Genomic DNA, 22,154 nt, shown 5'->3' on the forward strand with positions numbered 1-22,154 from the left:
TTTAGCGAGATCCAGAATTATTAAGAGAGACATTGGCCATACCCGTCTGCGCGTTTGGCCCTAATGGGGATTTGCACACCACGCATTCGGTCCAGATCCAGCGCGCCAGCAGCCACGCCATGGTCAGCAGCGCCAGCACGGTAATGCCCAGGAAGACGTCGTTATACGCCAGGATGTTAGCCTCGCGCGTCGCCGCAGCGCTCAGCGACGCCAGGCCACCGGACTGGATACGCGCCGCCACCTGCGGGTCCAGCAGCGACAAGTGTTCGACCAGAATGCTGGAATGATACTTCTCGCGCCACACCTGGAAGGTGCCAGTCAGCGCCGTGCCGAGCAGGCTGCCCAGCGTTTGCGTAATGCTGAACATGACCGAGAAGCTGATCAGATTATTCGGCGCCGCGATCACCGCGCCAAAGCCGGAGATGAAGGTCGGCCCGACAAACATCGCGCCGCCAAAGCCCAGCAGGAACTGGCTCAGGTACACGTCCTCCGGACGGGTGAGATTGTTGGCATTGGAATCCATATACGCGCCCAGCGCCATCACCGCCAGCGAAAACAGCAACTGCGCCGTGCCGCGCGCCGGCGTGATCGTCAGCGCGCTGACCACCATCCCGGCCACCGCGCCGAACATGACGATCCACCACAGGGTCATCATCTGGTCGTTGTTCAATCCCAGCGCCTGCATGAAGCCCACCGTGCCGCTGGCCTCCGACTGCACCACGCGGATCAGCAGCACCGACAAAGCCAGCCGCGCCATATTGGCGTTGGACAGCCAGCGCGTGTTGATCAGCGGCCGCGCGCGGTTATGCTCAACCGCCAGCGCGGCGGTAATCAGTAAGATAGCTCCGGCCAGCGCATAGCCAACCCACGGCGCATCCAGCCACCACACGGTGCGCCCCAGCGCCAGCACCGCCGACAGCAGTGCCACGCCCGGCGCGAACAGGCCGAAGGTGAGGAAGTCCATTTTCTCGAACACCTTGATGCGATCACCTGGCGGCAGCTTGAGCCACAGCACACAGGCCAGCGACACCAGCGCCAGTCCCAGTTCAAAGAAGTACAGCCCGCGCCACTCGGCGATCTCCATCAGCTCCGAGGAGAACAGCCGCGCCATCGGCGTCGCCAGCTGCGAGAAGCCGATGCCCAGCACCGCGCCTTTCAGGCGATGCTGCGCGGGGAAAGCCTGCAAGGTGTAATACAGCCCGAGCGTGGTCAGCGCCGCGCCGCTCATGCCGTGCGCGGCGCGCACCGCGATGGCCGAACCCAGTCCGTGCACGAACAAGTGCGCCACGGTGACCAGCGCGTACAACACCAGGAATAATTCGGTGAACAGCCGCAGCCCGTACTGCTGGCGGAATTTGACCAGCAACAGGTTCATCGAGACATTCGTCATCACGTAAGCAGCCGGCAGCCACTGGATTTCGGTCAGGGTCACGCCCAGCGATCCCTGCGCGTACAGCAGGTTGACCGACACCAGCGCATTTCCGAGGCCGCCGGTAATCGCGACGATAAAACCAACCACCAGAAAGGCAATCCGCTTCTCGAACGAGTGGTGCGGATTGGATGGCGATCCGGGCAAGGTAGGACGCTCGTGAGGCTGCCAGGCTTGAGGGGCGTAAACGTCCATGCGTCTAAAGTCCTGAAATGCGTTATGGCGAGCATATCACTATGCCCGCCATCAGTGCATACTTCAATGGTGATAGCCTCCTTTAGACCGCCACAGCGTCGTTTTCCCGCTGGAAGTTGCGATGATCGCCGAGCGCCTGCTTGAACGCCGCCAGCGTGCCATCCAGTGCGTCCGCCTCCACTGTCCACAAGGCCAGGTCGGGCGAGCCGTCCGGACGCGCCGGCGGAATGCCGGCCGCCAGCAGCAGCTGCTTGCCCTCGCCGACGGCCAGGATCGGTTTGCAGTGGCGATACTGGTGGCGCACGAACTCGCGCGCGTCGGCGTCGTTCGCCAGCATGTTCGCGCTGGTGGCGCCGTCGGCGATGACCACCGCGTCATACAGCACGCCCGGACCGGCATCGATGGAAATCTCGATGTCGATCCGGCTGCCGTCGGTCGCCGCTAGCTGGCCCAGTTGCGGCGCCACCACACGCGGCGCGGCGCCCGCAGCCAGAAGATCAGTGTAGATGGCTTTCAGGCTGTCCGCTTCCACGCCATGCCCAGCCAGGATAGCCACCTTGCGCGTCTTCGGACCGATGGCGCCAGGACGCGCCAGCAGCGACAGCGGTGGCGATGGCTCGTAATGCGCTGGTGGCGTATCAATCGCCAGCGGCATCGGCGGCGGTACTTCCAGCCCCAGTCCCTGCGCCACGCCTTCGACCAGGATAGGATCGACATTCGCCAGCATCGACAGCAGCCGCACCCGCACCGCCGGCGTCTGCACGCGCGTCAGTTCAAAGCGGAAGGCGTTGACGATGTGCGCCTGCTCGGCCGGGCTCTGGCTGATCCAGAACAAACGCGCCTGCGAGTAGTGGTCGGCAAACAGCTCCGGCTTGCCGCGCACCTTGTCTTCCGGCGGCTGCGGCATGCGGCTGAAGGCGGTGGTGAAGCCCGCCATGCCAGCCTGGAACGGACAGCCGCCACCCAGCGAATTCGGCTCATACGCCACGCGGCCGCGATGCACGGCCTGGCGATGCATGCCATCGCGCTGATTGTTGTGCACCGGTGCCAGCGGCGCGTTGACCGGAATCTCGTGGAAGTTCGGCCCACCGAGGCGGCTGATCTGCGTGTCCAGGTAGGAGTGGATACGGCCTTGCAGCAGCGGGTCGTTGCTGAAGTCGATACCGGGCACGATGTGCGCGGTGCAGAAGGCCACCTGCTCGGTCTCGGCGAAGAAGTTGTCCGGGTTGCGGTTCAGCGTCATCTTGCCGACGATGCGCAGCGGGACCAGTTCTTCCGGCACGATCTTGGTGGCGTCCAGCACGTCGAACGGGAAGGACTCGGCCTGTTCTTCGGTGAAGATTTGCAGGCCCAGTTCCCATTCCGGATAGGCGCCGGCTTCGATGGCTTCCCACAGATCGCGGCGGTGGAAGTCTGGATCGGCGCCGACGATCTTGGCCGCTTCGTCCCACACCAGCGAGTGCGTGCCGCCCACCGGGTTCCAGTGGAATTTGACGAATACCGATTCGCCCTGCGCATTCACCAGGCGGAAGGTGTGTACGCCGAAGCCTTGCATGGTGCGGTAGCTGCGCGGGATGGCGCGGTCGGACATCTGCCACATCAGCATGTGGGTCGATTCCGGCATCAGCGAGACAAAGTCCCAGAAGGTGTCGTGCGCGCTGGATGCCTGGGGCATGGCGTGATGCGGTTCTGGCTTGACCGCGTGGACCAGATCGGGGAATTTCATCGCATCCTGGATGAAGAACACCGGCATATTATTCCCGACCAGGTCCCAGTTGCCTTCATCGGTATAGAACTTGACGGCGAAGCCGCGCACATCGCGCACGGTGTCAGCCGAACCGCGTTCACCGGCCACGGTGGAGAAGCGCACGAACACCGGCGTGCGTTTTCCGGCGGCGGCAAACGGCGCGGCCCGGGTGATGGCGCTCAGGTCTTCATAGGCTTCGAAATAGCCATGCGCCGCCGAACCGCGCGCGTGCACCACGCGTTCCGGAATCCGCTCATGGTCGAAGTGGGTGAGTTTCTCGCGCAGGATGAAGTCTTCCATCGCGGTGGGACCGCGCAGGCCGATCTTCAAAGAATTCTGGTTATCCGCTACCGGCACGCCCTGATTGGTGGTCAGGCGCTGCTCGCCGCCGTCGGCGCGCACGCGGTCCAGATGGCCGGCAGGGCAGACGCCCACTGGCGGCACGCCGCTGCCTACCTTGGGCGAAGCGTTGGTTTCCGCAACGGTGCTTGCCGTCACCACGGGATGCGGGACCGGACAGGTCTTGCCCGGTTGCGGCGTGCGCGCTGCTTCGCCATGCTCGCCTGCCTTGTTGGCGTTGAACGGTATTCCTGCAGCGGTCTGCTGGCCTCCTGCTACCTTATTGATGAGGGCTTGCTCTTGCGGGCTGGCGCCGCCGAGATTGTCCGGCGTGGATGCCGACGATGGTCCCGAGACGGTACTCAATACGGAACCAGCCCCCAAAACGGAGGCCGGCGTTTTTTTACTGTTAGCCATGGATATCCTTAGTGAGACGAAGAGCCCGGTACGGGACACTACCGGTCTTCCCCGCAGCGATACCGGCCGGGCATGACAGGATTATTTGCTGCTGCGTGAACCCAGCAACTTGGAGATGCCGTAGCCGGCGGCGGCGGCCACCAGTACCGAGATCACCGGATTGGCGCGCACGTGGTTGCGGCTCGATTCGGTGAGGTTCTTGTAGGTTTCAACGACTTGCTTGCTGCGCGCAGCCAGCGTGTCGGAAGTGCTTTCGACGGTGTCGGCTACTTTGTCGACGCCGGTGTGGGCTTGTGCGGCCAGGCGGTCGGTGGTTGGTGGTACTTTTTGCGCGACTTTGTCGATGGTGGCGTGCGCGTCGGCGCGCAGGTCTTTACCGATTTGGGTGACGCCGTCGCGGGTGTTATTGATTTTGCTGTCGATGCTGTTTTCCATGATGAGATCCTCTCGTTGGTTGGGAGTTCGGGGTAGGAACTGCCACGATAGGCGCATCCGCCGCGCTTGACCGTGCGCAAGCTAACAATGTGAAAAATGGCTCTACTATGTGAAGTGGCACACGGACGCGGCCGCCGTCCCAGGCGCATGCTACAACCGAGGCATATTCTGACACTCCTGGAGAGCGGCATGTTTCCCATTTCATCCCTGACGCCGTCCGCAGCGACGGAATTGCAAGCGGTAAATCGCGCGGCCGAAGCGGCGGCGGTCAATAGTGCTACCGTCAATGCGGTGGGCTCGGCGCTGGATGCGCCGCCTGCTGCGTCGGTGCAGGTTGATCTGTCGCCGGTGGCGGGTTTTCTGCTATCGGTGACGAATGCTCAGCAGCAGCTGGCGCAGGCACAGGGCACGCCCGCTCAGCAAGCGGATACGGTGAATAGCGCGGTACAGAATGTGGTGGATGCGTTCAATTTGCTGCCGTCGGTGGATTTCGATCAGGGCCAGCCGCAGCAGGCTTCGCTGCTGAATAATCTGGTCAACAGTTTGACGCAGCAGACCAGTGATGGCGTGAATACGCAGGCGCAGAATCTGGCGCAGCTTGGTGTGACCTTGCAGCCGCCGCTGCTGTCGGATCTGACTGGCGGCTTGTCGCTGGAGCCGGAGCTGTTGCGTGCGGCGTTCAATGCGAATAATCAGCAGACCACGCAGACCTTGCAGAACACGCTGAACAATTTCCGCGAGCAGGCCACGCAGTTCGCGGAGCAGTTGAGCGCTGCCGGCAGTTCGCAGATTGCGGGCTTGAACAGCAATCCCTTCCAGTTGTTGACGCAAGTGCAGCAGCCAGCGTTGACGCCAGCTGATTTGGCGGCCAATGCGCGGCTGGACCTGGCGCGTGCGGAGTTCGACAATCTGTCGCAGAATCCGCTTCGGGAAACCGCCGCTGACCGCCTTGCCGCCCAGCGCGCGCAGCTGGAGCAGGCGACCAATGCACAGCAGCCGGAGACGCCATCGCCTATCGTTAACCAGCAGCAGTTGGCGGCGCAACAAGCGCAGCAGGCGCAGAATGACCGGCTGCAGGCAGCGCAGACCGATCAGCAGGCACAGATTCAGCAAGCGGCCACGCAGTTGCAGAACTTCCAGCAAGCGCAGGCGGCCGGCGTATCGTCGCTGCTGCAAACGCAGGCACTGAATCAGGCCGCCGCCGAGCGCGCGCAAGCAGCCAATGCCGAGCGGACCGCGACGCAAGAAACGCAGCAAACCTCGGCCACGCAAACCACGCAACAAGCCATCGCCGCCCAGCAGGCCGCAGCCCAGGAAGCCGCTGAAGCACGGGCCGCAGACGAAGCGCAGCAGACCACCGCGCAGACGGCAGCCCAGCAAGCCAACGCGCGGGCCACAGCCGAGCAGGCGCAAGCGGCAGATGAGGCGCAGCAGCTCAATTCGCAGACCGCCAGCGCGCAGGCGCAAGCGACGGCGCAGGCGCAGACTGCGCGTCAGCAGGCTACAGTCACGGTGAACAGCGCCACCTCTGCCGCGCAGCAGGCGCAGCAGCAGGCGGTCGCTGCGCAGAACGCAGCGCAAAGCGTCAGTATTCCCGCCAACGCCACGCAGGCGCAACAGGCACAGGCGGCGCAGAACGCTGCTGCGCAAGTGGCCATCGCCAACGCTGCCGCACAATCGGCTGCCGCGCAGGCGCAGGCGGCGCAGAATGCGGCCGATGCGATGGCTGCGCAAAACGCTGCTGCCACTGCGGCCGCAGCGCAAGCGCGCCTGGCGCAGAACAACGCTACTTCCGCCGAAGCCGCCACCACGGCCGCCGCCGTCGCTGCACAACAAGCCAGCGCAGCGCAGGAGGCCGCGACGAGCTTGGCGGCTGCGAATGCCGCAGCTGCCAATGCGGCGCAACAGGCTGCGGCTGCCGCCAACGCCGCGCAGCAAGCTGCAGCGGCACAGGCGACCGCCGAACAGACCAATGCCGCTCAGGCCGCGGCCGCGCAAAACGCCATCGATGCATCAACCGACCTGCGCGCCAACCCGGCGCTGGCCGCTGCAATTGCTGCTTACAACATCAACAACGTGGCTGGCACCAACGCTGGTGCCACACAAGCAGCCCAAGCGGCTATTCCCCGCGTGAGCGCAGTGAACGCTACCACGGCCACCCGCAGCATTGGCAACGCGCCGTAACACGCAACAAGCAAGACCAAGCAGGGGCGCATGCAAGCAAATTCAGCATGGGTCCCGGCTTTCGCCGGGAAGACGGTGTGACCGCCCCTTTCCGGGGCGAGGTGCACCAAATTAAATTCTGAACGACTCGTGTTTAGCGGCTAAACTCGCACGATAATATTCTGCGTTTTTGGCGATAATCGTCGGACTATAGTTATTCAGGAGATCGCATGAAATTGAAGCACACTGCCGCCGCCCTGGCGTTGATGGCCGCCTTTGGCGCGCACGCCCAGGATACCGTGGTCAAAATCGGCCATAGCGGCCCGTTGTCCGGCTCGCAAGCCTTCTCCGGCAAGGACAACGAAAGCGGCGCCCGCCTGGCGGTGGAAGAACTCAATGCCAAGCCGATCACCGTCGCCGGCAAAAAGGTCAAATTCGAACTGCTGTCGGAAGACGACCAGGGCGATCCCAAAGCCGGCATGGCCGCTGCCCAAAAACTGATCGACAAGGGCGTGCGCTTCGTGGTCGGCCCGTACAACTCCGGCGTGGCCATCCCAGCCTCGCGCACCTACAACGACGCCGGCGCGCTGATCGCCACCGTGGCCACCAATCCCAAGCTGACCCAGCAAGGCTACAGCGGCCTGTACCGCGTCAACGCCAGCGACACCCAGCTCGGCTCGAAAATGGCGCTGTACGCCGCCAAGGAACTGAACTTCAAGACCGTCGCCGTAATCGACGACCGCACTGCCTTCGGCCAGGGCGTGGCCGAGGAATTCAAGAAACAGGCCAAAGCCGCCGGCATGAACGTGGTCGGCCACGAGTTCACCAACGACAAGGCCTTTGACTTTACCGCCATCCTGACCAAGCTGAAAACCAAGAAGGTCGAAGCGATCTTCTTCGGCGGCTATGCGCCACAAGGCGCACCGATGGCGCGGCAGATGAAACAGCTGGGCATCAACGCCAAGCTGCTGGGCGGCGACACCATCTGCACCGCAGAAATGGGCAAACTGGGCGGTGACGCGGTCGGCGACAACGTGCTGTGCTCGCAAGGCGGTGCCATCCTCGACAAAGCTTCGGCAGGCCCGGCCTTCAAGGCCAGGTTCAAGGCCCGCTTCAAGCAGGACGCCGATGTCTACGCAGCCGCCTACTACGACGCCACCATGATGTACGCCCAGGCGATGCAGAAGGCAAACTCGATCGATCCGCAAAAAGTGCAGGCGGTAATCAGCGCCGGTTCCTACCAGGGCGTGGCAGGCGTCTACGCGTTTGATGCCAAGGGCGATATGAAACAGTCGCCGGTGACCATCTTCACCTTCAAGGGCGGCCAGCCGTCTCCACTGACGAGCTACTAAGCCCATCCAGCAGCCCGATCAGGCTGTCAAAGGCTTGCCGCGCGCCGTGGCAAGCCTGTTCGATCTGGCGCTCGCTCACCACGGCGCCGCGCAGCGCGGCAAGGAATTGCTGCCAGCGCGGCCCCGGTGATCCATCGCCGCGCAGATACGCCAAGGGATGCGGTGCCAGCTTGTCGTGCAGGCGCTTGTACAGCACCGCACCGCCCAGTTGCGATCCCTCCACCACATACCTGACACCCCAGCGGTAAGCCGCATCGTCCAGCTGCGGCAGCAGCGCCGCTTGCAATGACGGCAATGCCGGCAGCCCGGCCAGCGCCGGATGCGCCAGGTCGGCGCGGATCAGCGACAGGTAATCGCGCGGCGGCAGCCCGGATGGGGTGTCCGCCAGCGCCGGCTGCAACGGCGCCAGCCAGGCTTCCAGCAGGTGCAGATGGTCACGATAGGCGCGCAGGTCCGGCGCCTCGGCGGCCAGCGGCGTGCGCGTGTCCAGTTCGGCATGGCGCTGCGCCGTGGCGGCGCGCAAGGCGGTCAATACATCCAATTCATTCCCCAGGCTCAACATGATTTAACGATTGTACACAGACGCGCCTTGCGCACGGTACGCAACAGCACATTCGCTTAGGCTCACGCTCAGGTAGAATTTCCATATTCCCAGCGTATTTTTGGTCCATGAACGATACTCCAGCACAACCCTGCTCCGTCCTGCTGATCGATGACGAGGCCATGGCCGAAGACCTGATCGGCTACCACCTGTCGCGCCAGGCCGGCATCCGCCTGCGCTACGACAGCCGCGCCGAGCAGGCCGCAGCGCTATGCCGCGAAACCGAGGCGACAGTTGTCCTGGTCGACCTGCGCATGCCCGGCCCGGACGGCTTCGACGTGATCCGCATGCTGCGCGCCACGCCGGACACCGAACACATCCCCATCATCCTGCTATCTTCCGAAGACGACGCCGACATCAAGGCGCGCGCCTTCGCGCTGGGCGCCAACGACTACCTGGTCAAATGGCCGGACGCGCGCGAACTGGAAGCGCGCATCCGCTACCACAGCGCTGCCTATCAGGCGCGCCTGCAACGCGACGCTGCCTTTCTCGAACTGCGCCAGCGCGAAGAGGAGCTGCGCGCCAGCCAGGCGGCGCTGCATCAGTCGCAGAAAATGGAAGCCATCGGCCAGCTGACCGGCGGCGTGGCGCACGACTTCAACAACGTGCTGCAAATTATCGGCGGCAACCTGCAGCTGGTGAAGATGATCGGCGGCCTTAACCCGCAAGGCATGGCGCGCGTCGACAACGCGCTGAACGGTGTGGAACGCGGCGCGCGTCTGGCGGCCCACCTGCTGGCCTTCGCGCGCCGCCAGCCGCTGCAAAACGCGGTGGTGGAGCTGCAACCGGTGCTGGCCAATATGGACGACATGCTGCGCCGCGTGCTGGGTCCGCGCGCGCAGGTGGTCACCGATATCGCGCCGCAGCTGTGGAATATCGAGGTCGATATCGGCCAGTTAAACAATGTGATCCTCAACCTGGCCATCAACGCGCGCGATGCGATGAACGGCGAAGGCACGCTGACCATCCGCGCGCGCAACCTGCCGGCCGGTTCGCCGCTGCCGGACAAGCATGGCGACAGCAGCGCTGAGTATGTACTGATCGAAATCGCCGACACCGGCGTCGGCATGCCGGAAGAAGTGCTGCTGCGGGCATTTGAGCCATTCTTTACCACCAAGCCGACCGGCCAGGGCACCGGCCTGGGCCTGAGCATGGCCTATGGCTTCGTCAAGCAGTCCGGCGGCGAGATCGCGCTGCAAAGCACGGTTGGCGTCGGCACCTGCGTGCAGATCTGCCTGCGCCGCAGCCTGGACGCGCCGGCCACGCCAACGCCCGCACCGTCATCGCCACTGAGCGCGGGTGCAGAAACCATCCTGGTGGTGGAAGACGAGGAAGATGTGCGCGAATCCACCGTCGATCTGCTGGCGGCACTGGGTTATGCGGTACTGAGCAGCGCCGACGCCGAACAGGCCGCACACTTGATCGAGGACGGCGCCCACATCGACCTGCTGTTCACCGACGTGATCATGCCTGGCAAAGTCAGCAGCCTGGAATTGAGTGAGCTGGTGCAGCGCAAGCTGCCCAAGGCGCAGGTACTGTTCACCTCGGGCTATGCGGAAGGCGTGCTGGCGCACGATGGCAAGCTGCCGCCCGGCGTGCACCTGTTGCGCAAGCCGTACACGGTGGAGGTGCTGAGTTCGCGCATCCGCCATCTGCTGCGGCGGAACGGCGTTACTGCGGCTTGATGTAGCGGTGCGAACCTGGCGGCGGCTCGTTGAGCACCGCCCAGAAGATGCCCAGGTCGGCGATGGCGCGCACGAATTCGCCAAAGTCCACCGGCTTGACCACATAGGCATTGACGCCCAGCTCATAGCTGCGCACCAGGTCCTGCTCTTCGCGCGATGACGTCAGCATCACCACCGGCATGCTTTTCAGCGTGGTGGAGCCACGGATTTCGGCCAGCACTTCCAGGCCGTCCACCTTGGGCAGCTTCAGATCCAGCAGCACCACTGCCGGATTACCCAGCTCGCGCGTGGCGTAGGCGCCGCGCGCATGCAGGTAGTCCAGCGCTTCGGCGCCATCACGCACCACGATCACTTCATTGGCCAGCTGGCTGCGCTCCAGCGCGATCAGGGTCAGTTCCAGATCGTTAGGATTATCTTCCACAAGCAGAATGGGCTTTAACATACGGGATCTCACTCAATATCAATATCGGGCAGGGCAAACGAAAACGTCGCGCCCTCCCCCGGCACGGAAGTGGCCCAGACCCGGCCGCCATGGCGCTCGACGATGCGGCGCACATTGGCAAGTCCGATGCCCGTGCCCTGGAAATCTTCCATGCGGTGCAGGCGCTGGAATACGCCAAACAGTTTATGGGCATATTCCATATTGAAGCCGACGCCATTGTCGGCAACGTGAAACGCAGTCTCGCCAGGCAGTTTCTCGCTGCTGATGCGCACCACCGCCGGACTGCTGTTGGCGGTGAACTTGACTGCGTTCGACAGCAAATTATACAGCGCCAGTTGCAGGAAAACCGGATCGGCGGTGATCTCCGGCAGCGCATCCACCTGCCAGTCGATGCGGTGCGGCGGGAGATCCGGCGCCAGCTTGTCGATGCAGCCGCGCACCAGGTCGTCCATACGGACGCGGATCGGCCGCAACGCGGCGCGGCCCATCTGCGAAAAGCTCAGCAAGTCGTCCACCAGCTTGCCGGCCAGACGCGCCGCGTCCTTGATGTTGGCCAGGAAGCGCTGGCGACGTTCCGGATTGTCGGCACCGGCGGTTTCCATCAGCAGGTCGGAGAAACCGACGATATGCCGCAGCGGCGCGCGCAAATCATGCGACACCGAATATGAGAACGCCTCCAGCTCCTTGTTGGCGCGGCCCAGTTCTTCGGCCAGGTCGGCCATCTGCTCGGCGCGTTCCAGCGCAATGCCCAGCAGCGCGGCGCGAAACTCCACCGCCAGCTCCACCTCGCCGTCGCGCCATGGCGTGCTGCTGCCGTGTATGGTCTCGCGCCACAGCTGGAAGCTGGTGCGCGGCGTCAGTTGGCCGGCGCGCAGTTCCTTGCCATCCGGGCGCCCTGCCCAGTCGATATGGAAGACGTGCTCGGGACGGAACCACAACAGGTAATGCTGGTGGATGCGCGAAATCTGCATCGCCAACAGGCCGCTGGCGCTACCGGTGTAGTCGGCGGCCGGCGCGTAGCGCGCGGACAGGTGCGCGCTATGGAATACGTCATCCTGCACATTCGCGCCCAGCCAGTCCGCCAGCGCTCGGACTTGTTCATCGGATGGCGTATCGCCGAAGGTAATCAGCCGGTCGTCAATCACGATGGCGACGCCGCCTGCACGCGCGAAGTGCAGCAGTTCGGGCAGCACGCTGCGCAGGTTTTCGATGAAGTCCGCGCCTTGCGTCAGGCCGCCGAGGATGCGCACCATCGAGCGCCGCACTTCAAGGCGGAACTGCAGTTCGTCGGCATCGGCGCGGTTCTTGATGTGCAGCGCCAGGATCTGCCCCAGCTGCTCGCACACGGTACGCTGGTGGAAGCTCAGCATGCGCGGTTCGGCGTGGTGGCAGGAGATCAGCCCCCACAGCTTGCCCCTGACCACCAGCGACACCGACATCGACGCCAGCGTACCCATATTGCGCATGTATTGCAGGTGCACCGGCGAGACGCTGCGCAGCGCAGCGAACGACAGGTCGGTGGGCTGGCCGCTGAGCGGATTGCTCACCGGCGTCAACGCGGCCGGCGTGTAATTGGCATCCTGGATGATGCGTACGCGGTTGGCCACATACAGTTCACGGGCCTGGCGTGGAATGTCGCTGGCCGGGAAGCGCTGGCCCTGGTAGCTGTCGTAGCCATCGGCCAGCGATTCGGCCAGCACATTACCGTGGCCTTCCTCATCGAAGCAGTAGACCAGCACCCGGCCGAAACCGGTCAGTGCGCGGATTTCAGCGGCGGCCAGCTTGCTGAGTTCTTCGATGGTGCCGGCGTCGCTGATTTTGTTGAGGAAGTCGCCGACCAGCGGATACAGGTGCAGCAGGTCGGCGCCATAGCTGCCGCGCGCCGGTTCGAATTCGAGGATGTGCAGGCCATCGCAGGCATGCGCCAGCGCGTCGAAGGCAACGCCTCCGATGCTGATGGTGGCCAGGTAGACCGGACGATCACGCAGCTTGCCATCCGCCAGCAAGGGCGTGAGCGCCTGCGCGGCTGGCTCGCCGATGATGTCCGGCAGCGTCAGCCCCAGCGCCTGTTGTGGCGCGATGCCAGTGGCGCGGGCCAGATTCTCGCTGACCTGCACGATCCGCGGATTGCCATCGGCCGCCAGCGCCAGCAGAAAGCCGTGCGGCTGCACCGCGCCGGGAATGCGGATCGGCTCATGCTCGCAGCTCACGATATCGATGGCGTTGCTATCCTGGGGCATGGGGACGAAGAAATCCGAAATTATCAGGTCTGCATCATACCAAGCTCTACCTCGCCGTGCCGCACGAAACGCCTAGTTGTCCTGAACAGTTTTCAGCGTGGCGAACACCGGCGACAACACCGGACCGATGGCCGGCAGCGGCATGTAGACGATGCTTTTCGCTTCATCTGCCGGCAATCCGAGGCCGTGCAGGATGGTGCACAGCATGTCCTCGATGTGCTGCTGGCCATTGCCGCCTTCGGTCAGCGAGGTTTCGATGCCGAAGAACAGCGAGCCCAGGATCAGGTCGCGCACCATCAGCGTATTACTGGCAACAAAGCGGCCGCTGGAGCGGCACAGTTCCAGGTCGCGCATCAGGTAGCGGTCCATACGGCGGCCGCGCACTGCGTGGGCCGGGCCGATGCGGGTGAGGAAAGCGCCCCATACCGGATAGCGCAGCGCGAAGTGTGCGTACAGCCGGGTGCCGACGCAGAAGCGCACGACCGGGTCGTCGTAACGCAGCACATGCGGATCGACCATGCCCAGCACTTCCTCGTTCAGCTCTTCGGTGACGGCAGCCAGCAGTTCATGGGTGCTCTTGAAATAATTGTAAAACGTGCCACGCGCCACGCCGGCGGCGGCAATAAAGTGGTCGATCACCGGGGCGTCCGGGCCGAACTGGGCAAACACATCAATGGCGCTGCGCAGCAGCAGCGCGCGGGTGCGTTCACGCCGCTCATTACCGGCGCGCTTTTGATGATTTACAGAAATAGTGCTTATGTCGTTCATGTGACTAGTATAAAACACTAGTTGCCCCTTCGCACATCATCCAACAGCGGAACAACAGCCAGCAATACCAGCGCAAACGCCAGCGGTACGGTGGCGCTGAAACCCAGCAGCTGGAAACCGAATGCTCCCGCCAGGCCACCAGCCAGGAACATCGCCAGCAGCGAGCTAAGCAGCGCCAGCCGCTGGCGGTCGGCGGTGACGCGGCCGCCAGCGGCATGGTCGCGGTTCCAGTAAAACAGCTTGCCCAGTTCGATGCCGATATCGGTCACCAGCCCGGTGACGTGGGTGGTGCGGATTTCAGAGCGCGAGGCCTTGCTGACGATGGCGTTTTGCAGTCCCATGACAAAGCACAGCAGCGCCACGGTGGCGGCAATATGGCCGTGCGCCGCCAGCCTGGCGCCCATCAGCCCGAACACCAGCAGCAGCGCCGCTTCCAGCATCAACGGCAGCGCATAGCGGCTGTGTGCTTCGCGCCGCCGGCCCCAGTTGATCAGGATGGCCGAGGTGGCCGCACCGAGGAAGAAGGCCAGCAGCGAACCCAGCCCGGCAAACAGCAGCGTGGTCTTGCCCAGTGCCAGATTGTCGGCCAGCGCCGACACCACGCCCGACATATGCGAGGTGTACTCGCCTACCGCAAAGAAGCCGCCGGCGTTGACCGCCCCGGCCACGAAGGCCAGCGAGCGGCCCAGGCGGCGGTTGCCGAGGTCGTCGCGTTGCGGGCTGGCGTAGCTGCGCAGGTAGTGCATGGGCATGGGCGTCTCCCGTGTCAGAAGTCCTGGTTGCGTGGGTAATCGCTATAGAAATCATTGTCCCACTTGAAGTGGGTGGTGGAAACGGTGATGGTGATATCCAGTGCCTCGACGAAATGCCACCAGCCGACCGGCAGGAACAGGATCTCGCCAGGTTCCAGTACGCAATCGGTCACCGTCACGCCGGCCATTTGCGGAAAGCGCTGCAAGTCGATCTCCCGGCCATCGACCTCGGAGAAGCAGTGGCGCTGGTTGTAGACCTTGGGCGTGTCGCACGGGGCGATCAGCCGCACCCGCTTGCGGCCGGCGATCTGCAGCATGAAGTTATTGGTCAGGTCATGGTGAAACGGCGTGATGGTGCCGGCCGGGCCGAACCAGAAGAAGCCGCCGGGCTGCCTCAGATATTCGGCCAGCGGCGGCAGGTCGGCCATCAGTTCGCCCAACGGGCCCTGGTTATGGGCGTCGTTATTGGCGGTCATGTAGAAATCGTTGGTGACGCCAGCCTCGCGCACCAGCGCCACGTAGTCGGCAAACGGCATGCGGCGGCGGTGGGCCGCACTGTTCTGCTCATAGTCGGCGTCGGCGTTGCGGCCGAATTGCACCTCGACTTCGCGCTCGCCCAGCAGTGAGGCGAGGTAATCGAAGCTCCACTTGCTGCGCGCCGGAGCATCGTCCAGCATACCGGTGATGATGACTGGCAGATTGCGGCTATAGTATTGCTGCAGGAAATCGTCGCCGGACAGGCGTTCGCGGCGCGGCACCTCGGCTGGCGCGAGTTTATTCAGGCGCGACTGGATGCCCAGCACCCAATCGCGTTTGGCCAGCCGGTTGTTCAGGCGCGCGGCGCCGCCCAGGTAAGGACTGCTCAACGCCGCCTCCACCTCGGCGCGCGCCATGTCGGCGGCAATGCCGGATTGCACCATGATATCGGCCAGCTGCTGGGGATGTCCGCCCCGGACCAGGTTTTCGGCTACCCAGCCGCGCCAGGAATCATTGACCTCGATGGCCGGCGTGGCGTCCTGACGATCCATACTGTGTTGCCTTTCCCATCATGACTGGTTCAGGCTTAACGATATCTTAGTATATCGTCTCCGGCAACACTGCGCGGGCGACGCCGTCCCGTACATCGATGACGCGCGGCTGAACTTTACCCAAGCTCATCTTGAAATAAGTCTGCCCATCTCTATTGGCGGTAGGCAATACCATGAGCGCCTGGAAAGAGCTTGGCTGCTCCTCCTGCACGGCAAAAATCGGCGGCGTGCCAGCCAGGACGATGGCTTGCAAAGATTCACTACCATCAACTTCCATATGGTGGCCGCGCACCGACATTTCGTAGCGCTCGCCGAGCACGGTGGCCACGGTGGCGGTGCCGACCACGCTGCCGTTCACCCGGTTGACCACCAGGTTGAGGAGCAAGGAAGGGCGGCCAAGGGTGGCGCTGTGGATTTCGTAGACGGCGGCAAATAACTGACTCATGGCACTCCTAAAGTGTAGATGTGAAACAGGTCTGCACTGTAGATTTGCCGCCGAAAATTTTCCTTCCGAATACCTTCTATTTTATAAGTGACTGTTTAATAAAGACTTTACCGCTTGGGCAAAACCCAGTCTGGGCGGATGTAATGGCAGGTGTAGCCGTTGGGGATGCGCTCCAGATAGTCCTGGTGCTCCGGTTCCGCCTCCCAGAACGGGCCTTCCGGCGCCAGCTCGGTGGCGACTTTGCCCGGCCACAGTCCGGATGCGTTGACGTCGGCGATGGTATCTTCGGCGGTCGCCTTCTGCTGGTCGCTGGCGTAAAAAATAGCAGAACGATAACTGGTGCCGATATCGTTGCCCTGGCGGTTGCGGGTGCTCGGGTCATGAATCTGGAAGAAGAATTCCAGTATCTTGCGATAGCTGATCACGGCCGGATCGAACACGATCTCGATCGCCTCGGCGTGGCTGCCATGGTTGCGATAAGTGGCATTCGGCACATCGCCGCCGCTATAGCCGACCCGCGTCCCGACGATGCCGGGGATCTTACGGATCAGATCCTGCATGCCCCAAAAACAACCACCGGCCAGGATGGCCTTCTCTGTCGTGTTCGTCATAATCATTCCTTTCCATAAATGTTCTTACACAATTTGGAGACAGCTACACATTTCTTCAAGCAAACAGCCGAAATCCCACTATAATTGTCATTAGGAAAGCCATTCAGCTTCCGCCTGCGTGCCCTCTAGTTTGTCGCGCTCCTCATTCTCCGGCCTGGACCCAGCCGAACGTTACCCCTTTTTCGTTCACATATCATGGACCAGACCACTGCTATCCAACGTATTTTAGTCGTAGACGACAATAGTGAAGCGGCCGATATCTCGGCTGAGCTATTAGAGCTGCATGGCTACCGCACTGCAGTCGCCTATGCCGGCCTGCCCGGCCTGGAAGCCGTGCGCACTTTCCAGCCGCACGCGGTGCTGCTCGACCTCGGCATGCCGGGCATGGACGGCTACCAGGTGGCCGCAGCGCTGCGCGCCGTGCCGGACTACGATCATGTGGCGCTGATCGCCTTCACCGCCTGGGGCGACGTGGTCACCCGCCAGCGCGTGACCGATACCGGCTTCGACGAGCACGTCATCAAGCCTGCCAACCTGGATCGCATTCTGGCGGCGGTGCGCAACGCCCTGCTGAAGCGGGAACAGCTGTGCACCGCAGCCCTCGCCGACGACGCGGTGTAATTGCTTTTGTGATACTGTCTGAGGCCAGACAGGAGGTGTCATCATGATCGAAAGACGCACACGCCCCGACCGTGACAAGGCGATCGCCGTGAACGCCGGCATCGCCATGCAAGCCAAGCAAGGGCGTGAAGCCGCCGCCCTATTCCTGGAAGACGCGGGCTTGCCGCTGGCGGTCATCGCCCGCGTGCTGAACGAGCCGGAACGGCGCCGCGCCGGCGATCTGCGCTAATCTTTATCTCAGCAGCACCCGGCCGAACGCGGTGTCGGTGCGTTCGCCTTTCTGTTGCAAATCGTAGGCAAAGCGGCAGCTTTGCAGATAGGCTTGCGCCTGTACCAGCAGCTCCTGGGCCTGTCCATTCGCTTCCGCCACCACGCGCACCGGGGCGCCTTCGGCGTTCAGCAGGAAACGCATCAGCACGCCATCGGCGCCACTCGGCCGCGCATCGGCCTCGCGGAAGCCGGCGAAGCGCTCGGACGGCTGGCAACTATCCTTCACCAGCAGCGGCCGCACCGCCGGCGCATCGCTGAATTTCCACACATATTGCAGCGGGAAGGACTGGCCCTTGCCCGCTTCCTTCAGGTTGGGCTGGAACGCGCAGCGCGCGATGCCGTCAACGGCAGCGTCATCGAGAATCTTCCAGCCGCTGCCCTTGGTTACAAACGGACGCAACACTTTGCCGTCCTTGCCAATTTCAAAGCGGATGGTGGTGGCGCCGGTGATTTCATAGCGGCGGGCTTCGGCTGGCCATTGCGGCTGGGCGCAGCTGGCCGGCGTCAGCAGTGCATCGAAGGGCGCCCGCTGCCCCGACTGGGCGGCGCGGCTGCCAAGATTGATCACAGCGAAAATAATGGCGACAGCGGCAAGCGCAAGCAATTTCTTGTTCATGCCGCGATGATAGCGCGCTCCGGCGGCGGGTGTTATAAAATCCAACGCAACTCATCCGCAAGGACGCATCATGGCCAACTTCGCATGATCCAGCTTATGTTTTGACGGAGGCGTCGCAGCAAGGTCTTTTGGCAATGGTTATAATTGCCAGATGCGCTTATCGGATAAACGGAATGTCTTGCACTTGTGGATCGCCATCCTGGCGCTCCTGTTCAGTGCTATCGCACCGTCCGTTTCGCATGCGGTGTCGGCGGCGGCGCAGATTCCGGGGCTGGAGATGTGTAGCATTAACGGCCCACAGCCGATGAAGACCAAGTCGCTGTCGGACACCATCGTACACGCGTTTGAGCATTGTCCGTATTGCGCCGCGCATGCGACGCCGCCTTCGCTGCCGCCGCCATCCGCGTGGCACTTCCCGCTGGAAGCTGGCGCGCAAATCTTCCCTTCGCTGTTCTATCACTCGCCGCAGCCGCTGTTCGCCTGGTCCACGGCGAATCCGCGCGCGCCACCTGCTTTCGTCTGAGTTTTAGCTGTGCTTCATCGCCTTGACGCGCTATGCGTCCGGGTGCATTGCATCGCCGCTGCAAGCGGCACTCAACGAAACTGATCATGAAAATCTATCCTGTTTTATTCGCCGCCGCAGCGTTCAACGCCTGCGCGGACGACATCGTCCTGCCTACCGTTGATATCAAGGGCGCCCAGCAAACCAGCCTGGAACGCGCCACCAGCACCGGCAGCAATCTCGGTCTGACCGCGCTGGAAACGCCGGCCAGCACCGAAAGCATCAACCGCGCGCAACTGGTCGACCGTGGCGATGCCCGCATCATGGATGCACTCAGCCGGGCCGCCGGACTGAGTGTCTTCCCGCATCCAGGCAACGGCGGCTCGGCGCTGGCCGCGCGCGGCTTTACCGACCTGGCTTCGGTCACGCAACTGTATGACGGCATGAAGCAATACGGCAGCGGCGCGCTGTCCTTCCCTTTCGACACCTGGTCGGTGGAGCGCATTGAAGTGCTGCGCGGTCCCGCCTCGGTGATCTACGGCGCGGGGGCGATCGGCGGCGTGGTCAACATCATCCCGCGCAAGCCAAGCGCAGGCGCGATACAGAACGAGATCATGCTGGGCATCGGCAGCCATGACACCCAGCGCTATGGCTTGGGCAGCGGCGGCGGCATCAGCGAGCAGCTGTCGTACCGGCTGGACGTCAGCGGCAACCGCAGCGACAACTGGGTGGAGCGTGGTGATTCGCGCGACACCAATATCTCCGCCGCGCTGCGCTACGACATCAGCCCGACACTCAACGTCACGCTGTCGCACGCGCAAAGCAACCAGCACCCGATGCGCTACTTCGGCGTGCCGCTGATCGACGGCCAATTCTCCCCACGCACCTACGACAAAAACTACAACGTGGCCGATGGCACGATCCAGTACCGCGATCAGCAAACCAGTGCCGCCCTGCACTGGCAGCCGGCCGATGGCGTATCCATCAGCAGCACGCTGTACCACATCCGCAGCCGCCGTCAATGGCGCAACGCCGAAAACTACGACTGGCTGCCCGGCACCTCGCAGATCGCGCGCAGCGACTACACCGAGATCCGCCACAACCAGGAACAGACCGGCAATATGACCGTGGCCACCATCGAAGGACAGCTGTTCGGCATGCGCAATACCTTCTCCGGCGGTGTGGAGTTCAACCGCAGCCGCTTCGGCCACACCAACAACTCGCCCTACTCCGGCAGCAGCGTGGTGGATATCGACAATCCGGCGCCGGGTACTTTCTTCAGCACTGACCCGACCTATCTCAAATACCAGGTCAAGGCGCGGCAGTACGCTGGCTTCATGGAAGACCGCTTGCAGCTGGACGACAAGCTGTCGCTGGTGGCCGGCTTGCGCTACGACCGCGACGAAGTCGAGAAGCGCGACCTGGTCACGCCGTCGGCATCGTTTGAGAAAACCTTCAACAACACCGGCTACCGCCTGGGTGCGGTGCGCGCATTGAATGACCAGACTTCGCTCTACGCGCAATACTCGGTGGCACACGATCCGCTCGGTCCGCTGCTGTTCACCAACACCAGCCGCGCCGCCTTCGATCTAGCCAAAGGCAAGCAGCTGGAAGCAGGCGCCAAGCAAGTGTTCTGGAACGGGAATGGCGAGTGGACTTTGTCCGCCTACCGCATCGTCAAGAATAATCTGCTGACGCGCGACCCGGCCAACATCACCCGCAGCATCCAGGTGGGCCAGCAATCGTCGCGCGGGGTGGAAGCATCGGTAGTATTCAGCGATGGCCCGCAATGGCGCGTCGAAGCCAACGCCACCGTGCTGCGCGCGGAGTACGATGACTTCAACGAAAGCAGCGGCGGCAAGCTGGTTTCCCGAGCAGGCAACACACCGGCCAACGTCCCGGAACGCATGGCGAACATCTTCGGCAGCTACAGCATCGCTCCGCATTGGACGGTACTGGCCAGCGCACACTACGTCGGCGAACGCAATACCGACAGTGCCAACACGCTGAAGATGCCGGCCTACACCACCGTCGACCTCGGGCTGCGCTGGCAGCTTGCCAGCCGCACCTCGCTGACCGCACGCGGCTTCAACGTGTTCGACAAGCGCTACGCGCAGACCTCCTACTACAACACCACGCAATGGCTGCTCGGCGCGGATCGCCGCTACGAGCTACAACTCCGCCACAGCTTCTAGGCGATCGCGCGGATCGCGGCAACCAGCTTGTCGAGGTCCGCAGTGCGCGTGAACAGGCTCGGGGTGACGCGGATGCAGGCGCCACCCGCCGGGCCGGGACGAGCCACGGTGAAGATGCGGTATTGTTCCAGCAGGCGCTTGGCCAGCGCCACGTTCTGCTCAAAGCTGGTGCGCCCCGTCAGCCGGAACGAGGTGACGGCACCGTAGCTGCCCGCCTCGTCCGGCGTCATGATCTGCACGCGCTGGTCACCGCGCAGCTGGTGTACCCAATGGTCGCGCAGACCGCCCAGGCGATTGCCGCGATTGACCAGGCCGATCTCCTCGTGCAGCTTGAGCGTGGCCGGGATGGTCATCAGCGCGGCCACATTCACGGTGCCGGAGTGAACGCGTGAGCGGATGTCACTGGCAGGATAGTCCTCGTCACCGCGCTCGACGCCGATGTCGGCCAGCCGCTCCTTGCGGATGTAGAGGAAGCCGGTGCCCAGCGGTCCACCCACCCATTTGTGCAGATTGGCGCCGACGAAGTCCGCGCCCAGGTCGGGCAGCTTGAAGTCCAGTAGGCCCCAGGACTGCGCCACATCGGCAATCACATCGACGCCGCGAGCCTTGGCGATGTTGACGATGTCCGCCACTGGCAGCACAAAGCCGGTGCGGTGGTTGATGTGCGTGAGCAGCAGCAGCCTGGTGCGCGGATGTTCGCGCAGCGCCTTGTCGTAGGACTCGATGGCGAGCTGGCGAGTCAGCTGATCCGGCAGCAGCACCTGCGTTACGGTCGCACCATGCCGCTGCGCCACATCGTTCATCGCATACTTCATGGCGTCGTAATCCAGATTGGCGTACATGACGCCGTCGCCGTGCTTCAGCAGCTTGTAATTGCAAATCAGGTTTTGCAGCGACTCGGTGGCGCCGCGCGTGATCGCCAGCTCCTCCGGCGCTACGCCGGCGTGCGCGGCCAGTTGCACGCGCAACTGCTCCATCCCGGCGCGGTCGAATTGCTGGCGCAGATGATGGGAGTTATAGCGGTTCAGGTAATCCATATTGCGCTTGAACTCTTCGAGCAGCGCGCGTGGCATGATGCCGTAGTAGGCGTTTTCCAGATTGGTGAAATCCGTGGCGACGTCGTAGCTCTGCGCGACCGTCTCCCAGTCGATGCCGCCGGAAGGTAAAGTCAGCGGCGCGGCAGTTGCCGTCAACGCCGTCCATCCCGCCGCCGCGCCCAGCAGCTTGCGCCTCCCCGCCTGAAATCCTTCCATGTCCGCCACTCCCGAAGTTGATGTTGCAGACCAGTATAAAGAGAAGCC

Annotated in this window: 20 protein-coding genes; 7 read left to right on the top strand and 13 right to left on the bottom strand. The window is 63.3% G+C overall.

Going from position 1 to position 22,154, the window contains the following annotated elements:
* Position 1 precedes the first annotated feature (1 nt).
* The 3 genes from KW842_RS15165 to KW842_RS15175 all read right to left on the bottom strand — a co-directional run bounded on the left by KW842_RS15165 (position 2) and on the right by KW842_RS15175 (position 4,562).
* The gene (locus KW842_RS15165) at positions 2 to 1,624 is read right to left on the bottom strand and encodes an MFS transporter (protein ID WP_218304935.1); all 1,623 of its coding nucleotides are present in this window, start codon (positions 1,622 to 1,624) and stop codon (positions 2 to 4) included.
* Between the two features lie 82 nt (positions 1,625 to 1,706).
* A complete protein-coding gene (locus tag KW842_RS15170) occupies positions 1,707 to 4,127 on the bottom strand; it encodes a catalase (RefSeq protein WP_218304936.1) in 2,421 nt (806 codons plus the stop codon).
* Between the two features lie 81 nt (positions 4,128 to 4,208).
* Positions 4,209 to 4,562 (bottom strand): YqjD family protein, encoded by a 354-nt coding sequence (locus KW842_RS15175; RefSeq protein ID WP_218304937.1) that lies wholly within the window; start codon positions 4,560 to 4,562, stop codon positions 4,209 to 4,211.
* 189 nt (positions 4,563 to 4,751) lie between these two features.
* Between KW842_RS15175 and KW842_RS15180 the strand changes: the two genes are divergently transcribed.
* Together KW842_RS15180 and KW842_RS15185 are read left to right on the top strand one after the other, a co-directional pair.
* A complete protein-coding gene (locus tag KW842_RS15180) occupies positions 4,752 to 6,746 on the top strand; it encodes a hypothetical protein (RefSeq protein ID WP_218304938.1) in 1,995 nt (664 codons plus the stop codon).
* Between the two features lie 209 nt (positions 6,747 to 6,955).
* Positions 6,956 to 8,077, top strand: coding sequence for a branched-chain amino acid ABC transporter substrate-binding protein (locus tag KW842_RS15185; protein ID WP_218304939.1), 1,122 nt, complete (start codon positions 6,956 to 6,958; stop codon positions 8,075 to 8,077).
* Here KW842_RS15185 and KW842_RS15190 read toward each other — a convergent pair.
* Positions 8,040 to 8,618, bottom strand: a complete 579-nt coding sequence (locus KW842_RS15190; RefSeq protein ID WP_229223708.1) for a biliverdin-producing heme oxygenase — start codon at positions 8,616 to 8,618, stop codon at positions 8,040 to 8,042. The two genes, KW842_RS15185 and KW842_RS15190, sit on opposite strands and share 38 nt — an antisense overlap.
* A gap of 128 nt (positions 8,619 to 8,746) precedes the next feature.
* On the opposite strand from KW842_RS15190, the gene KW842_RS15195 reads away from it, so the two are divergent.
* Positions 8,747 to 10,363, top strand: a complete 1,617-nt coding sequence (locus tag KW842_RS15195) for a response regulator (RefSeq protein WP_218304941.1) — start codon at positions 8,747 to 8,749, stop codon at positions 10,361 to 10,363.
* Here KW842_RS15195 and KW842_RS15200 read toward each other — a convergent pair.
* From KW842_RS15200 to msrA, 7 genes are all read right to left on the bottom strand, one after another.
* Positions 10,350 to 10,805 (bottom strand): response regulator, encoded by a 456-nt coding sequence (locus KW842_RS15200; protein ID WP_218304942.1) that lies wholly within the window; start codon positions 10,803 to 10,805, stop codon positions 10,350 to 10,352. The genes KW842_RS15195 and KW842_RS15200 overlap by 14 nt on opposite strands.
* Positions 10,806 to 10,813: 8 nt before the next feature.
* Complete coding sequence (locus tag KW842_RS15205) at positions 10,814 to 13,045, bottom strand: ATP-binding protein (protein WP_218304943.1); 2,232 nt, start codon at positions 13,043 to 13,045, stop codon at positions 10,814 to 10,816.
* Positions 13,046 to 13,117: 72 nt separating this feature from the next.
* A complete protein-coding gene (locus KW842_RS15210; RefSeq protein ID WP_218304944.1) occupies positions 13,118 to 13,813 on the bottom strand; it encodes a TetR/AcrR family transcriptional regulator in 696 nt (231 codons plus the stop codon).
* A 17-nt stretch (positions 13,814 to 13,830) separates the two neighbouring features.
* Positions 13,831 to 14,565 (bottom strand): YoaK family protein, encoded by a 735-nt coding sequence (locus KW842_RS15215; protein ID WP_218304945.1) that lies wholly within the window; start codon positions 14,563 to 14,565, stop codon positions 13,831 to 13,833.
* 14 nt (positions 14,566 to 14,579) lie between these two features.
* Positions 14,580 to 15,593, bottom strand: a complete 1,014-nt coding sequence (locus tag KW842_RS15220) for a cupin-like domain-containing protein (RefSeq protein ID WP_218304946.1) — start codon at positions 15,591 to 15,593, stop codon at positions 14,580 to 14,582.
* 46 nt (positions 15,594 to 15,639) lie between these two features.
* Positions 15,640 to 16,038: a DUF1842 domain-containing protein gene (locus KW842_RS15225; RefSeq protein WP_218304947.1), complete on the bottom strand. Its 399-nt coding sequence runs from the start codon at positions 16,036 to 16,038 to the stop codon at positions 15,640 to 15,642.
* A 107-nt stretch (positions 16,039 to 16,145) separates the two neighbouring features.
* A complete protein-coding gene (gene msrA, locus KW842_RS15230; RefSeq protein WP_218304948.1) occupies positions 16,146 to 16,649 on the bottom strand; it encodes a peptide-methionine (S)-S-oxide reductase MsrA in 504 nt (167 codons plus the stop codon).
* A gap of 195 nt (positions 16,650 to 16,844) precedes the next feature.
* On the opposite strand from msrA, the gene KW842_RS15235 reads away from it, so the two are divergent.
* Both KW842_RS15235 and KW842_RS15240 read left to right on the top strand, forming a co-directional pair.
* Positions 16,845 to 17,270, top strand: a complete 426-nt coding sequence (locus tag KW842_RS15235; RefSeq protein WP_218304949.1) for a response regulator — start codon at positions 16,845 to 16,847, stop codon at positions 17,268 to 17,270.
* A 43-nt stretch (positions 17,271 to 17,313) separates the two neighbouring features.
* Positions 17,314 to 17,499 carry a hypothetical protein gene (locus tag KW842_RS15240; RefSeq protein WP_229223709.1) on the top strand — a complete coding sequence of 62 codons (186 nt, stop codon included), beginning with the start codon at positions 17,314 to 17,316 and terminating at the stop codon, positions 17,497 to 17,499.
* Positions 17,500 to 17,502: 3 nt separating this feature from the next.
* On the opposite strand, the gene KW842_RS15245 is transcribed toward KW842_RS15240, so the two are convergent.
* Positions 17,503 to 18,156, bottom strand: a complete 654-nt coding sequence (locus tag KW842_RS15245) for an energy transducer TonB (protein WP_218304950.1) — start codon at positions 18,154 to 18,156, stop codon at positions 17,503 to 17,505.
* 178 nt (positions 18,157 to 18,334) lie between these two features.
* Here KW842_RS15245 and KW842_RS15250 point away from each other — a divergent pair, with 178 nt between their 5' ends.
* Positions 18,335 to 18,679, top strand: coding sequence for a DUF2946 domain-containing protein (locus tag KW842_RS15250; protein WP_218304951.1), 345 nt, complete (start codon positions 18,335 to 18,337; stop codon positions 18,677 to 18,679).
* Between the two features lie 86 nt (positions 18,680 to 18,765).
* On the top strand, positions 18,766 to 20,853 hold the full coding sequence (locus tag KW842_RS15255) for a TonB-dependent siderophore receptor (protein ID WP_218304952.1): 2,088 nt from the start codon (positions 18,766 to 18,768) through the stop codon (positions 20,851 to 20,853).
* On the opposite strand, the gene KW842_RS15260 is transcribed toward KW842_RS15255, so the two are convergent.
* Positions 20,850 to 22,106, bottom strand: a complete 1,257-nt coding sequence (locus tag KW842_RS15260) for an aminotransferase class V-fold PLP-dependent enzyme (protein ID WP_218304953.1) — start codon at positions 22,104 to 22,106, stop codon at positions 20,850 to 20,852. The two genes, KW842_RS15255 and KW842_RS15260, sit on opposite strands and share 4 nt — an antisense overlap.
* Positions 22,107 to 22,154: the final 48 nt, after the last annotated feature.

The sequence above is a fragment of the Duganella sp. sic0402 genome, from assembly GCF_019219065.1.
Taxonomy (GTDB): domain Bacteria; phylum Pseudomonadota; class Gammaproteobacteria; order Burkholderiales; family Burkholderiaceae_D; genus Rugamonas.